This window comes from Aeromonas salmonicida (assembly GCF_028355655.1).
In the GTDB taxonomy this organism is placed as follows: Bacteria; Pseudomonadota; Gammaproteobacteria; order Enterobacterales; family Aeromonadaceae; genus Aeromonas; species Aeromonas salmonicida.
Genome location: NZ_CP110645.1, coordinates 2,536,378 through 2,550,454, shown reverse-complemented (window position 1 = coordinate 2,550,454; position 14,077 = coordinate 2,536,378). Strand labels below are relative to the sequence as shown.

Here is a 14,077-nt window from a genome sequence, read left to right as displayed (position 1 = left end):
GTTATGGGAGATCTTCTCATGATTGTCTGCGCAGGGTACGAAGGAAGGGGATGCCGCTCTGATCGTGGCTTATCTGCACCGGTACCTGATAGAGGCGCTCGATGAGGGCCGCGTCGAGCACCCGGGCCGGTGGTCCGAAGGCTTGCAAGTCGCCATCTGCCAGCACGATAAGCTGATCGGCAAACTGGGCCGCCAGGTTGAGATCGTGCAGCACCACCAGGGTGATCCACTGCTGCTCCCGGGTCTGCTGGCACAGGTGCTCCATCAGTTGCATCTGGTGATGAAGGTCGAGGGCGCTGACAGGCTCGTCCAGCATCATGATGCGGGGATCCCGCAGCAGTACCTGGGCAAACAGCACCATCTGCCTCTGGCCGCCGCTTAAGGAGTAAAGGGGGCGATCCGCCAGATGGGCGATGCCAAGGGCCTGCAGGGCGCGGCCGGCCGCCAGTATGTCTTCGTCCGCCAGGCGCATGGAGAGGCTGTCGAGGCGCCCCAGTACCACCACCTCGATGACGCTCAAGTCCAGCTCCAGCTGGATGTTCTGGGGCATGTAACCAAATTGCTGGCGCCATTTGGCCTGGGTCATCTGGCGGGAGGATTGTCCGGCCAGGCGAATCTCGCCGGCGGCCGGGGTCAGTTCCCCAAAGAGAGCGCGCATCAGGGAAGTCTTGCCGGTCCCGTTCGGGCCAATGATCACATGAACCTGCCCCGGGTGCAGAGTCAGGCTCAGATCCCGCAGCAGGGTTTGCTGCCCAAGGAAAAGGGATAGTCGGGATATTTCAAGCACGTTTACGCCCCCTGCCGAGGATCAGCCAGATGAAGAAGGGCACGCCAATCAGGGCGGTGACGATGCCGATAGGAAAGAGAGAGCCGGGTACGATGGATTTGGAGAGCACCGAGGCCGCCGACAGCATGCAGGCGCCGCACAGGGCCGACAGCGGGATCAGGAAGCGCTGATCTTCCCCCACCAGCATGCGGGCTATGTGGGGGGCCACCAGGCCGACGAAGCCGATGACGCCGACAAAGCTGGTGGCGGTGGCGGTGAGCAGGGCGACCAGGATCAGGGTCTTCATGCGCAGTCTGTCCACGTTGACCCCCAGGCTCCGTGCCCTGGCCTCCCCGAGGCGCAGGCTGGTGAGGGCCCAGGCATCCCGATAGATGAGCAGGGTGCAGATCAGGGTGACGGCGGCCGTGATGATCAGGGCATCCCAGGTGGTGCGCATCAGGCTGCCAAACAGCCAGAACATGATCTGCTGGTTGAGCTCGGGTGAGGAGAGAAACTGCAGCAGGGAGAGCAGGGACTGGAACAGGAACAGCAGGGCTATGCCCGCCAGGATCAGGGTCTGGCTGCTGATGTTGCGCATCATGGCGAGGCCAAACAAGAGGCTGGCGGCAAACATGCACAGAATGAAGGCCCCGGCCGGAATGGCAATCAGGGGAGGGAGCCCGAGACCGCCGGTATAGAGCGCCAGTGCGGCGCCAAGCCCGGCCGCTGCCGCGAGCCCTAGCGTGTAGGGGCTGGCCAGGGGGTTGTCCAGCAGGGTCTGCATCTGGACGCCGCCAAGGCCGAGCGAGGCGCCGACCACCAGGGCCATCAGGGCGATGGGCAGGCGCATATCAAAGACGATGGTGCGGGTCATGGAGTCCGCCTGGGCGGGAGAGAGCAGGGCATCGACCACCTCGCCAAGGGGCAGCAAGGAAGGACCGGTGGCGATGTCGAGCACCAGCGTGATGCACAGCACCAGGGCGAGCAGCGCCAGCCAGTGCCAGCGACGGCGCTCTCGTTGCCGCTGACGGGTGAGGGTCTGCTGGAGGGCAGCCAAATCATTCATGATAACCATCCTGAAGCGGGCGCTCTCAAGGAGCGCCCGCAAGGGTTAAAGAGGGATGACGAAGAGGGACTTCCCGACTCGGGTCGGGAAGTCCGGCCCGTCAGGTTCAACCTGCCATTACTTGATACCCAGCATAAAAGTGCCCTGCGGGCGAATGGGCAGGTAGGCGTGGTAGAAACCCTGATAGGTGGCCAGGGGGTCGAGATCCTCGAACAAGTCGGGGTAGAACGCCTTGGCCATGAACTCGATGAGGGCTGCGTCCATGATGCTGCGGGTGGCGCCGTGATAGACGGCATAGAGACGGCCCTGTTGTATGGCAGGCAACTCGCGCCAGCCCGGGCGGGCGGCAAATCCCTGTAGGCGGGCATGCACCGTCTGGGCCGAAATATCCTGACCGACCTGCATGGCCTGCTCGCTGCTCACGCTCTCGTAGCCCGCCATCAGAATGACCTCGGGTTTGCTCGCAAGCAATTGCTCCGGGTGGATGGGGCCCCAGCGTTCGACGAAGGGGGCCGCGACGTTGTCACCGCCCGCCAGCAGGGCCATGGCGCCCCACATGTCCTTGCCATAGGTGTAGCTGTACTCGGCCGGGCCCTTGTCACCCAACTCTATGTAGACGCGGGGCGGCTGGCGTTTCGCCTGAGCGATACGCGACCGGATGGTCTCAATCTTGGCCTTGTATTCGTCGGCCATCTTGCGGGCGCGGGCCTCCTGACCGGTCACCTTGCCAAGCAGCAGGGTGCTTGCCATGTGGCGTGAAAGGGTCTGGGCGTTGTAGTCGACCACCACCACTGGGATCCCCGCTTGCTCGAGGCGCGGCAGATCAGGGGCCAGGGCCTCGTATTGCCACTGGGCCAGGATCACTACATCAGGCCTGACGGCCAGGGTCTTCTCGATGGAGAAGCTCTGATCCTGCACGTTGCCAAGGTCGGGCACCTGGGCCAGTTGCGGCAGGCTGGCGACATAGAGGGACCAGATGGCGGGACGGGACTTGACGAACCAGCCACGGGACATGCCCACCAGACGATCGGCACCACCTTCTCCGGCCACGGCCAGGTAATCCTCGGGATAGAAACCAAGTACGATACGTTTGGCAGGCAGCGTCAATGAGACTTTGCGTCCCATCACATCTTCCACTTCAACGGGGGCGGCTGCTTGTACCATCCAGCTCATGAGTGTGAGCTGACCAAGCAGAAGCAGCTTTGCCATGGGGTGACGAAACATCTTTGATAACCTCGGAGGGGGTGAACACCACAAAAAGAAGTGAGAACTATTGCTATTCACAATTCAAAAAGCAATGGGCTTTTGCATGGTCGGTCCTCTTTTTATGAGGGCTGTGTCCGCCAAGATAAAATACTGTTTCAATAGGCGCTCTTCTTCTCTGGTTAGATCATATCGCCAGCCATTTTTAACTGGTTCGAACCAGCCCTTTTCCCGTTTTGGCGAGTGTTGATAAGGATGCAGCATGGTGGATCTTCCATTCTGCAATCCAAAGAGGAGGGCATAGGTATGGGTCGAGGAGGGGAAGAGGGTATGAATATGCTTGTCATTAATAGATCGATATTTTGCCTCGGCAAGCAGCCTATATGTCAGATGTGGTCATGAGCCTCTGCATAGCCGTGTTTTTGTCATAGTCGTTGCTATTTCCTGCCAGATTTCCCTGTTCGCTCCCGGGTGATCCCCGGCGCGAGGGTATGGAAGCCGTGATGGCACCCTGTCTTCAAGCTGCTGTTTTTGCTTCTTATGTCAGCTTGTGTCGCTATGTTCTGCGCCGCAACGAGATATTGACGGCAGCAAATGCCACACCTTGCGCGATGGCAGTCAGATGATCCGATTATCCTTTTTCTCCCATTATTTCCCGTCACCAGTTCGCAACAATTTTCTGTAATTGTTAGCCAGCTCGCGGCGGTGGTGCGGCCAAACGGGCAGAGTAGGCGCGATATTGGCCAGGGGCCTATATCCGTTGTTTTTATACGTGCAATAAGGTGCTGCGGCCCGCATAACGCGGGGCGCCAATAACATATCTGCTAATAAGAAAAGGAACATTGGCTATGTCAGGAAGACACTCTCTGGTGGCGCTCGCGGTCGGGCTGGCGCTGTCAGGACAGGTACAGGCACAACTGCTGATCAGCGAATATCTGGAAGGATCCAGTAACAACAAGGCGGTGGAGCTGAGCAATCTGGGCGCGATGCCCGTCGATCTCTCTCAATACCGGCTGGCGCTCTATGCCAACGGCAAACCTCTTACCGATGCCCCCACCAACAGCCTGGCGCTGCAAGGCACCCTAGCCCCGGGCGCCAGCCTGGTGCTGGCAAATCCTTCCGCCAACGCCGAGATCCTGGCCAAGGCGACCCAGACCAGCGGCAACTTGGTGTTCAACGGTGACGATGCTCTGGTGCTCTATCGCGGCAGCGAGATAGTGGACAGCTTCGGGCAAGTGGGGGTGGATCCGGGCACGGCCTGGGTGTCCGGCAGCGTCTCGACCCTGGACATGACCCTGCGCCGCAAGGCCACTGTCACCACGGGCCGGACTGATGCGGCGGGCCCCTTCAATCCGGCGCTTGAATACGTGGCCGCCCCTAAGGATGACGCCAGCGGCTTGGGCTGCAGTGGCGATGGTCCCTGCGATGGCACTCTGCCCCCGGCATTCGTCTGCCCGGTTGATCAGCTGATACCCGTGCCCGCCATTCAGGGCACCGGCAGCAGCAGCCCGCTGGTGCCAGCCGGCAAGTTTGAATCCGAGCAGGCCTATGCCACCCGTGGCATCGTCACTCAAGTGGTAAACGGTCTCTACAAGGGCTTCTTCATCCAGGACCTGCAAGGGGACGGGGATCCGGCCAGCTCGGACGGTCTCTTCGTCTACAGCACCCAGGCCAACAGCGCAATAGTGCCAGGGGCCGAGGTGTGCGTCTCGGGCAAGGTGAAGGAGTACTTCAACCAGACCCAGATCAATGCCGATGAACTGGTGGTGACCCAGCCCATGGTAGCCTTGCTCCCTGCGGTGGACCTGGTGCCGGTGGCGGGCGAGACCCTGAACCAGCTGCTGGAGCGCCACGAGGGGATGCAGGTGCGGCTGGTGCCCGAGTCCAGCCTGGTGGTGACCCGCAACTTCAGCTTCGATTACGACGGCAAGCGCAACAACCTAGTGCTGGCTTATGGCGCCCCCCTCATCAAGTCGACCCAGAAGTTTGCCGCCCAAAGCGAGGAGGCGAGCCAGTGGGCCCTGCGCAACCAGCAAAATCAGCTGGTGGTGGAGACGGACGCCAAGACGCCGGATGGGGTGCTGCCCTGGTATCCCGCCTTCAATGCCGAAGATGGCTACCTGCGCGTCGGCGACAAACTCAACGGGCTGGAGGGAGCGCTGGGTTACTCCTACAACCTGTTCAGGCTGGTGGCGAGCAACCGCATCGACAGCAATGATATAGACCACAGCGGCTGGGACAGGGTAGAGACCCCTGAACTCGCCGAGGCGGGGGATCTGCGGGTCGCCAGCTTCAACGTGCTCAACTTCTTCACCACTGTGGTGGGCGGGGATGCCAACCCCACCGGCAGCAACCGTGGCGCCCTGACAGTGAGTGAGTTCGAGAAGCAGCGCACCAAGATCGTCAGCGCCATCACCCGCCTCAATGCCGATGTGGTGGGGCTGATGGAGATAGAGAACAACGGCTACGGCGACAACTCCGCCATCGCCAATCTGGTCGAGGCCCTCAACGCCGCCCAGCCGGATGAAGCGGATCACTACCGCTGGATTGCCTCGCCCGATGGCCAGCCCATAGGTACCGACGCCATTACGGTGGGGCTCATCTACCGGCCCGCCAGCGTGACGCCGCAAGGTGCCGCCAGCCTCATAGTGCTGCCGGTGCAGCAGGCCGAGGCCTTGGACGCCAGCGGCAAGCCGGTTGCCATCAATCAGGGCATGCGCGAATCCCTGTTGCAGCAATTCAGCTCGCCCAAGGGGGATGCGCCCCTGACGCTGGTGGTCAACCACCTCAAGTCCAAGGGCTCCGCCTGCTTTGAGGATTACCCCGACTACGCCAGCGCCGATCCGCTGGATGGTCAGGGCCACTGCAACGCCCTGCGGGTCTCCGCCGCCAAGGTGCTGGGGGAGAGCCTCAAGGACATGAGCGGGGATCTGCTGCTCATCGGCGACCTGAACGCCTATGGCATGGAGGACCCCATCCGGGTGCTGACCAGCTATGATCCGGCGGCCCAGCCGCGCCAGATCATGAGTGCTTCCTTCACCACGCTGGCGGGCCAGCCTTTCGAGGAGAGCGGCAGTGCCCTTGGCAAGGGATATGGTTTTGTGAACCTCAATACCCGCTTCCATGGCACCGATACCTACTCCTACAGCTACGAGGGGGAGCTTGGCAATCTGGATCACGCCCTGGCCAACCCCAGCCTGGCGGCCAAGGTGATCGGCATCGAGGATTGGCACATCAACTCCGCCGAGAGCAACTTCTTCGAGTACGGCAGCAAGTACACGGGTCAGCTGGCCAAATCGGACGGCCCCTTCAGCGCCTCGGATCACGATCCCGTGCTGGTGGCGATCCAGTATCCGCTGCCGCCTGCCGGGGTGATCAGTCTGGACAGCGCGGCCGCCAGCGTGGAGGAGGGCAGCGCCCTGAGCCTCACCGTCAGCCGCCGCGATGGCAGCCATGGCGAGGCCAGCGTGCACTACCGCATCGTCTTTGGTAGCGCCGATGCCAATGATGTGGCGCCACTGACCGGCACCCTGAATTGGGCGGCCGGCCAGAGTGACAGCCAGACCATCAGCATCCCGGTGAAGAGCGACACACTGCGCGAGGGGGATGAGACCTTCACTCTGGAACTGTTCGATGCGAGCGGAGCCAGCCTTGGCGAGCAGAGCCAGACTCTGGTGACCATCAAGGACAAGCTGGCGCCGTCCACCATTGCGCTTGCCCGCGCCAGCATGACGGTGAACGAGGGGCAGTGGTTTGCCGAGATCCCAGTGGTGCGCAGCGGCGATCTGAGCAAGCCGGCCCGTGCCCAGTTGGGCCTTGAGGGGATCACGGCGCGCTGGGGGCTGGATTTCCTGCCCTGGTTCAGCCAGTCGGTGAGCTGGGCCGCCGGTGAGGGGGGCAGCAAGTCCATCAAGGTGCTGATCCTGGATGACTGGTTTGTCGAGTCCACAGAGCAGTTCAAGGTGAGTCTGCGTCAGCTGCAGGGGGGCAAACCGGGCGCAGTGCAGGAGACCCTGGTCGATATCAAGGACAACGACAAGTCCTGGTGGCCGTTTGGTCGCCATTGATTGAAAAAGGATGAGCAAGGGGCCTGCGGGCCCCTTTTTGCTGGCCTTTTGACTGGCAAGGATGCGTGCAAGACGATCCTTGCCGGCAGTGGCCACCCTCTGAATTCAGGCTGCTGGCGAGTCCAATGCCTTGCTGGTGAGCAGCACAGGGGCGTGCGCAATAAAAAAAGGCCCATCGCTATGATGGGCCTTCGTTTGGCGCAGGAGCCTGACGGGTAAGGATCAGCCTTGAGTGCTGTCGATCACCAGTTTGCCATCCTTGACCGGTATGGTGGCGCCGGGGGCCTTGTCCATGCGAATGACTCCTTCCTGACCGGCGAGGCGGTAGGTGACATCATAACCCAGGGTACGGGTGCTGCTCTCCTGCACCGTCTTGCAGCGCTGCTGCGTGCTGGTGTAGGTATCACCCGCCTGCATATTGCCCTGCACCTGATTGCCTGCGTAACCACCGGCCACGGCCCCCGCGGCTGTGGCGACCTTCTTGCCACTGCCACCGCCAAACTGGTTGCCAAGCACGCCCCCGAGCGCGGCGCCAACCACAGTACCCAGGATCTTGTTTTCATCCTGCACGGGTTTGCGGTGGGTCACAGTGACGTTGTGGCACTCCTGACGGGGTGTCTTGATGGTCTCGGTCACCGGCTTGCTGGCCAGTACCTCGGCAAACTGGGGCTTGGATGAAAACAGGGATCCGCTGGCTGCGGCCGACAATGCCAGCGCAGAGGCCACACCGATCCCGACACCTGCCAACATGGATTTGTTCATTTTGCGTTCTCCTGAAATGCATCACCTGATGCGGCTGTTGCTTGCCGCGATCTTGGCACAACCCGGAGGATGAACAAGGCACGCACCGCTCAGGCACGACAGCCTCTGACTGCACCGAAAAGTCCCTCGTCAAAAAGGTGTCGGGCTTTGGCGACAAAGGCCGTGGAGGTCTGGCTGGGACGTGGGCATGTCGCTCTGGATCGGGTGGCGACGTTGCATTTTGCGATTCATATGGGCTCTTTGTGCTCATTTTGCGTCAAGCCCTCGCCGCTTGTGTCTCTGGCTGTAGGGGGATTGGCTGCGTTTGCCCCCTGAGACGGGTCCGGGCATCTTGCATGCTGGCAGCAACTGCTTGATAAATCGCTGTGATGAAGTGCTCCCATTGCCGATAAGAGATCACGGCAAGCATTATGCTTGGTCTTTTGGCAAGAGAGTGAAAGGACGGTGATGAAGTGACGCCGTCGTCATCGCGTAGCGAATGAAAGAGACAATCGGCAAGGGGGACTTATGTCGATGTTGCCAAGATGGATACAGCCGGCCGTACAGGCCCGGATTATCACCCAGCAGCAGGCTCAATTGCTGCTGGCATCCCTTTATCAACCTCTCTCCGAAGTGGCGCAGGAGCTGCCCGCCGACATAGTCGACATCAGCCTCAAGCTCTACTGTTTTCGCCAACAGGGCAGGGTGCGCCATTGATGCACGAGTGAGAGGGCGTTTCCCCGAGCCGCTGGAGCCTGGCCGCATAGAGAGTGCCCGCCTCCGTGGGCCGGGCGCTCTCTGGTGAGGTTCGCCTCAGATCAACATCACTTGCACCACCAGCATCAGGGCGCCAAAGCCCAGCACGAAGCCCACCATGGGCAGCACGAACTTGACCCACTGGTTGAACTGGATGCCGAGCATCTGCAGGGTGACCAGCACCAGCCCTGTGGGGGCCAGGAACAGCATGGCGTATTGCCCCCAGTTGTAGGCCGACACCACGATATAGCGGGGGATCATCACTGTATCCGCCAGCGGCGCCATGATGGGCATGGAGAGCACGGCCAGCCCGGAGGAAGAGGGCACCACCAGCCCCAGCAGGGTGAACACCAGCATCTGGGCCACCGCAAACACGGCGCCGTGCATGCCGGAGACCAGATCGGAGGCGTAAGCCAGTATGGTGTCCGAGATCATCCCCTGATCCAGCACCAGATTGACCCCGCGCGCCAGCCCGATGATCAGCGACACCGCCACCAATTCGGAGGCGCCCTGGGTGAAGGCCTCGACCGCCTCTTTCTCCTTCAACCCCGAAATGAACATGATGATGATGGCGACGGCGAGGAAGGAGGCCGCCATCTGCGGGAACCACCAGCCGGCCATGGAGACGCCCCACACCATCAGGGGGAAGGCGAGGATGAACAGGGTCAGGATGATCTTGCGGCGCAGGGTGAAGGGGACGCCTTCATCCAGAGCGCCCTCTTTGAGGAAACGGGCCCGGAAGCTGTCTCTATCCTCATCGGTGTAGGAGAAGGCCGGGTTGGCCTTGATCTTCTTGCAGTACCAGTGGAGATAGCCAATGACCACCAGGGTGCCCACCAGACAGCCGACGGCACGAAAGATCAGCCCCTCTGTGAAGGGGATGCCGGCGGCGTTGGAGGCGATCACCACAGAGAAGGGGTTGATGGTGGAGAAAGTGGTGCCCATGGAGGCGGCGAGGAAGATGGCCCCCACGCAGACGATGGCGTCATAGCCGAGCGCCAGAAAGATGGGCACCAGTATGGGGTAGAAGGCGACCGCCTCTTCTTCCAGCCCGCAAGTGGTGCCCCCCAGCGCCATGACGACGCAAACCAGTGCCACGAACATGAATTCGTTGCCACGGGTCTTGCGCGACAGCGCCACCAGCCCGGAGCTGAAGGCGCCGGTCTTGTTGATGACGCCGATGAGCCCGCCGAGCACCAGGATGAAGACGATGATGTCAGCCCCCTCTATGGTGCCTTTGACCATGCTGACCGCCACGTCGGCGAGTCCCTTGGGGGCCTGCGCCAGCCGCTCATAGGTGCCGGGAATGGCGATGGGCTTGCGGATGGTGCCGCTGGTGAATTGTTCCACCCCGATATTGATATTGAGTTTTTCAAGTTCGGTCTGGGTGGCGGGCACCCGGCTTATTTCCCCCTTCGGGCTATTGACCATCAGAGTGTTATTGGCCGGGTTATAGGAGAGCTTGGAATAGGCCCCTGCTGGAATGATCCAGGTCAGGGTAATGGCCAGCAACATAATAAGAAACAAAATGGTAAAGGCAGTGGGAAATTGTCTGCGTGGCTGGGTATTCGGCTCGGCACACATAAATGCTCCTCGATAAAGCAGGTTCGGGCTCGGCGGAATATCGGGTCGACAGGGTTCCTTCGTCATGAGGCATGAGTACGCAGATCTACTGGCAATGGCGCACTCGTTGGCGAGAAGTCTGGCCTGATATTGGGCATGCGGTAGATTGTTTCACCATGTAACCATAACCTGCTGGTGTCGGGATGAATACGAAGCACGGCTCGCTTTATGGGCTGGCTCACAGAATATATTGGCTGATGAATTTGTCGTTAATTTCAATGCCATGCCCATACGGAGTTATTATATTCAATAATTATCTCGATTCATTTGGTGGATATAATTGGCAACAATGCCATGGGCTGCAAATAAATATGTAAATAATGCATGCCAGCCCATGCCGGTTTGATAATGGATAGATATTATTCAAGGCTGGCAATGCCCGGCATCATGACCGGCCTGACAGGGTGAAAACTCAGGCAGCGCCATCGCCTAAGACGTTTTGCTAATATCTGCCGCCATGGCCCTGCTGCTAGGCTGTCAGCCCCATAAGAGATCTGTGCAGTGCATGATGCCGGCGAGATCTCCCGCCCAATTCGATCCAGCCGCTTTGTGCCACCGGCGAGGAAGGAACCCGATGACAGAGCAGAACATCTACGAGGCCGGCCTTGATAAAAGTCCCGCCAATTTCGAGGCGCTGACCCCCATCAGCTTCCTTGCCCGGGCGGCGCGGGTCTATCCCGACTACCCGGCGCTGATCCATGGGGCCTTGCGTCAAAACTGGGCCCAGACCGAGCGGCGCTGCCGACAGCTCGCCTCGGCCCTGCGTCGGCATGGCATAGGCGAGGGGGATACCGTCTCCATCGTCGCCCCCAATACCCCGGCGATGTTCGAAGCCCACTTCGGGGTGCCCATGAGCGGCGCTGTGCTCAACACCATCAACACCCGGCTCGATGCCGAGTCCATGGCCTTCATCTTCCAGCATGCCCAGAGCAGGGTGGTGCTGGTGGACAGGGAGTTCAGCGCCGTGGTGCGCAAGGCGCTGGCCCTTGTCAAGACGCAGCCGCTGCTCATCGCCATCGACGATCCCCTCTATCGGGAGGGAGAGCTGATCAGCGAGCTCGACTATGAACAGTTTCTTGCCCAGGGAAACGGGGATGAGCCCGGTTGGCTGCCGGATGACGAGTGGCTGGCGATTTCCCTAAACTACACCTCGGGTACCACGGGCAACCCCAAGGGGGTGGTCTATCACCACCGCGGTGCCCACCTCAATGCAATCAACAACGTGCTCTCCTGGGAGCTGCCCAAGCACAGCGTCTATCTCTGGACCCTGCCAATGTTTCACTGCAACGGCTGGTGCTTCCCCTGGACCCTGGCAGCCACCGCCGGGGTGAGTGTCTGCCTGCGCCATGTGCAGGCGAGGGCCATCTTTGATGCCCTGCGCGAGCACAAGGCGAGCCACTTCTGCGCCGCGCCCATTGTCCTCAACATGCTTAACAACGCCGACCCTGCGCTTAAATACGGGCTCAATCACCCCATCAAGGTGATGACGGCGGGGGCAGCGCCGCCCGCGACCGTGATCGCCGGCATGGAGGCCATGGGGATAGCCGTGACCCATGTCTATGGCCTCACCGAAACCTATGGTCCCTGCGTGCTGTGTGAACCCCAGCGAAGCTGGCAGGGGCAGGACGCAACTGCGCTCTCCCGCCTCAAGGCGCGCCAGGGGGTGGCATCCCCGCTGCAGGGAGAGATGCGGGTCATCAACCCGGTCAGCGGCGAGCCTGTGCCTCAGGATGGCAAGACCCTGGGGGAGATAGTGCTGCGCGGCAATGTTGTGATGAAGGGGTATCTCAAGAACCCGGATGCCAGTGCCGAGGCGATGGCGGAGGGCTGGTTTCGCAGCGGTGATCTGGCGGTGTGGCACTCTGATGGCTATGTGGAGATCAAGGACAGGTCCAAGGACATCATCATCTCGGGCGGGGAGAACATCTCCAGCCTGGAGGTGGAGGACGTGCTCTATCGCCATCCCGATGTGGACGAGGTGGCGGTGATCGCCATGCCGGACGAGAAGTGGGGGGAGGTGCCTTGTGCCTTCGTCAAGCTCAAGGAGGGGCGCGAGCTTACCCAGGCAGAACTCATAGCGTTTTGCCGCGAGCAGATGGCCCACTTCAAGGCTCCCAAGCGGATCATCTTCACCCCTCTGCCCAAGACCTCCACCGGCAAGGTACAAAAATACATGCTGCGCCAGCAGCTGGGGTAGGAGCGAGTCACTTTCATCCAACGTTTTGAGTTGGCGCCATTTTGCCTGGAGCAATATGGCGCTAAACTTCTATGTTCATCAAACTCTTTCGGAACTCACTCTGGTAATATCCTGCTCAATATAGAGACAGGGAAGCATTATGACGCTTGCAGCATTTAATTGGGGTGAGCCACTTCCATGGGATGGCCCAGGAGCCATTGAAGGGATGGCGGAAACTCTCGCGGGAGATCGACTGGACCGCGCTCGTTACGCCGAATTTCTGACCAACTACCTCGCCGCCGAAGGCAAGCTGCGCAACTATGTGCTGAACCTCAATGCAGAATGGGGGGCGGGCAAGACCTGGTTTATCAAGCGCTGGTATATGGAGCTTAAACAGCACTATCCCACCGTCTATATTGATGCCTGGCAGCAGGACTTTTCCGATGATCCCTTGTTGACGGTTATTTCGTCGATTATCGATCAGCTAAAAGAGGTTGCAGGTAAAGAGAATAAAATCCCGGAGGGTATGCGCCAGCGGCTACTTGGATTATTCAAGGTCGGCGGCAAGCTTGCGTTGAAAGCTGCCATCAAGAAAGCTGGACTGGAAGAAGACGATTTTTCTCTGGAAGGAGAGGATGCGAATCAGTTGGTCGATGTTTTATGCAGTAATCAGAAAGAGCGTTATGAATCTATTCAGTATCTTAAACAAGAAATACGGCAATGGGTGGAAGGAGCTGTTGGATTAAGTAAAGGAAAACTGGATTATCCCGCCTTTATTTTGATTGATGAGCTGGATCGCTGTCGCCCTTCCTATGTGGTAGAAATGCTGGAAACTATCAAACATATATTCGATATTCCCAGAGTGGTCTTTGTGTTGGCTACAGATACAGAACAACTACAACATGCTGTAAAAGTAATTTATGGTTCCGAATTTGATGCTTATATATATCTAAGTCGTTTTTTTAATCGGCGATTCAGTATGCTTAGTGGCTCAAGGCATAATTTTGTTGAAAGCCACTTATCTAATGTAACTTATCTTAATAGCAGTGTTTTTGAAAATATATGGCCTACAGGCCTTAGTGTGGACTCACTTGGGGTTATAATTTCATCGATAGCAGATGCTTGTCAGCTTTCACTCAGAAGTACTGAAAAACTTATTGATAGGTCATTGTTAGTGCTTGTGAATATGAAAAATGACTCTATTAATATTGTCTTTCTTGCTTACCTTATAGCCTTGCATGAAAGCAAGCCATCTGACTATGAGACTATAATCTCATCGGGGCGTAGTCATTCATTTTTATCAGGTATAAAATCCGATGTGATTAAACTACACGGCATGAATAATATTTCTGGCACTGTTAGTATTAAAATGGAAAGTGACTGTAATGGTGCGTTTACACAAGGCGTATACCAAACCCCTATTAGAGATCTTATTAGAAACTATTTATTTGGTTACTTGGGTGAGTATCAAAATATTGATAGTAAATTAAAGAGGGATGTTAAGGAGTTTGATGAGAAATATCGTTCAATGACTGCGGAAGTTTTTTCAGAGAAATTAAGAGAAGGTGTTCTTAATTCGTGCTTACATAAAAAATCACGAGTGGATATGTCTACATACAGGGATTGGGTTGAGTTGGCGGTGTCATTTGAATAAGCTTAACGGGCCAAATAGCCCGTTA

10 protein-coding genes are annotated in these 14,077 nt (G+C 58.7%); 4 read left to right on the top strand and 6 right to left on the bottom strand.

The genetic code is table 11. From position 1 onward, the window contains the following. Positions 1-16 precede the first annotated feature (16 nt). The 4 genes from ONZ54_RS12155 to ONZ54_RS12140 all read right to left on the bottom strand — a co-directional run bounded on the left by ONZ54_RS12155 (position 17) and on the right by ONZ54_RS12140 (position 3,299). On the bottom strand, positions 17-787 hold the full coding sequence (locus tag ONZ54_RS12155) for an ABC transporter ATP-binding protein (RefSeq protein WP_271786273.1): 771 nt from the start codon (positions 785-787) through the stop codon (positions 17-19). Next, entirely contained in the window at positions 780-1,832 is a 1,053-nt protein-coding gene (locus tag ONZ54_RS12150) for a FecCD family ABC transporter permease (protein ID WP_219592316.1), read from the bottom strand. Before ONZ54_RS12150 ends, ONZ54_RS12155 begins: the two co-directional genes overlap by 8 nt. A 117-nt stretch (positions 1,833-1,949) precedes the next feature. Beyond that, a complete protein-coding gene (locus tag ONZ54_RS12145; protein ID WP_265432090.1) occupies positions 1,950-3,041 on the bottom strand; it encodes an ABC transporter substrate-binding protein in 1,092 nt (363 codons plus the stop codon). Positions 3,042-3,119: 78 nt separating this feature from the next. After that, a complete protein-coding gene (locus ONZ54_RS12140; RefSeq protein ID WP_271786272.1) occupies positions 3,120-3,299 on the bottom strand; it encodes a hypothetical protein in 180 nt (59 codons plus the stop codon). Between the two features lie 584 nt (positions 3,300-3,883). On the opposite strand from ONZ54_RS12140, the gene ONZ54_RS12135 reads away from it, so the two are divergent. After that, positions 3,884-7,102: an ExeM/NucH family extracellular endonuclease gene (locus ONZ54_RS12135; protein ID WP_271786271.1), complete on the top strand. Its 3,219-nt coding sequence runs from the start codon at positions 3,884-3,886 to the stop codon at positions 7,100-7,102. A gap of 222 nt (positions 7,103-7,324) precedes the next feature. On the opposite strand, the gene ONZ54_RS12130 is transcribed toward ONZ54_RS12135, so the two are convergent. Further along, a complete protein-coding gene (locus ONZ54_RS12130; protein ID WP_271786270.1) occupies positions 7,325-7,864 on the bottom strand; it encodes a glycine zipper 2TM domain-containing protein in 540 nt (179 codons plus the stop codon). A 507-nt stretch (positions 7,865-8,371) separates the two neighbouring features. Here ONZ54_RS12130 and ONZ54_RS12125 point away from each other — a divergent pair. After that, positions 8,372-8,560 (top strand): hypothetical protein, encoded by a 189-nt coding sequence (locus tag ONZ54_RS12125; RefSeq protein WP_034523758.1) that lies wholly within the window; start codon positions 8,372-8,374, stop codon positions 8,558-8,560. A 96-nt stretch (positions 8,561-8,656) separates the two neighbouring features. Here ONZ54_RS12125 and ONZ54_RS12120 read toward each other — a convergent pair whose 3' ends face one another. Continuing rightward, positions 8,657-10,183, bottom strand: coding sequence for a YfcC family protein (locus tag ONZ54_RS12120; RefSeq protein ID WP_271786269.1), 1,527 nt, complete (start codon positions 10,181-10,183; stop codon positions 8,657-8,659). 613 nt (positions 10,184-10,796) lie between these two features. On the opposite strand from ONZ54_RS12120, the gene ONZ54_RS12115 reads away from it, so the two are divergent. Next, on the top strand, positions 10,797-12,419 hold the full coding sequence (locus ONZ54_RS12115) for an acyl-CoA synthetase (RefSeq protein WP_271786268.1): 1,623 nt from the start codon (positions 10,797-10,799) through the stop codon (positions 12,417-12,419). A 139-nt stretch (positions 12,420-12,558) separates the two neighbouring features. Further along, on the top strand, positions 12,559-14,052 hold the full coding sequence (locus tag ONZ54_RS12110) for a KAP family P-loop NTPase fold protein (protein ID WP_271786267.1): 1,494 nt from the start codon (positions 12,559-12,561) through the stop codon (positions 14,050-14,052). Positions 14,053-14,077 lie beyond the last annotated feature (25 nt).

Excerpts from the sequence above, each read along its gene's own strand:
- ONZ54_RS12130 (WP_271786270.1), bottom strand. The coding sequence starts at position 7,864 with ATGAACAAATCCATGTTGGCAGGTGTCGGGATCGGTGTGGCCTCTGCG.
- ONZ54_RS12110 (WP_271786267.1), top strand. The coding sequence starts at position 12,559 with ATGACGCTTGCAGCATTTAATTGGGGTGAGCCACTTCCATGGGATGGC.
- ONZ54_RS12120 (WP_271786269.1), bottom strand. The coding sequence starts at position 10,183 with ATGTGTGCCGAGCCGAATACCCAGCCACGCAGACAATTTCCCACTGCC.
- ONZ54_RS12125 (WP_034523758.1), top strand. The coding sequence starts at position 8,372 with ATGTCGATGTTGCCAAGATGGATACAGCCGGCCGTACAGGCCCGGATT.
- ONZ54_RS12115 (WP_271786268.1), top strand. The coding sequence starts at position 10,797 with ATGACAGAGCAGAACATCTACGAGGCCGGCCTTGATAAAAGTCCCGCC.
- ONZ54_RS12135 (WP_271786271.1), top strand. The coding sequence starts at position 3,884 with ATGTCAGGAAGACACTCTCTGGTGGCGCTCGCGGTCGGGCTGGCGCTG.
- ONZ54_RS12140 (WP_271786272.1), bottom strand. The coding sequence starts at position 3,299 with ATGCTGCATCCTTATCAACACTCGCCAAAACGGGAAAAGGGCTGGTTC.
- ONZ54_RS12150 (WP_219592316.1), bottom strand. The coding sequence starts at position 1,832 with ATGAATGATTTGGCTGCCCTCCAGCAGACCCTCACCCGTCAGCGGCAA.
- ONZ54_RS12145 (WP_265432090.1), bottom strand. The coding sequence starts at position 3,041 with ATGGCAAAGCTGCTTCTGCTTGGTCAGCTCACACTCATGAGCTGGATG.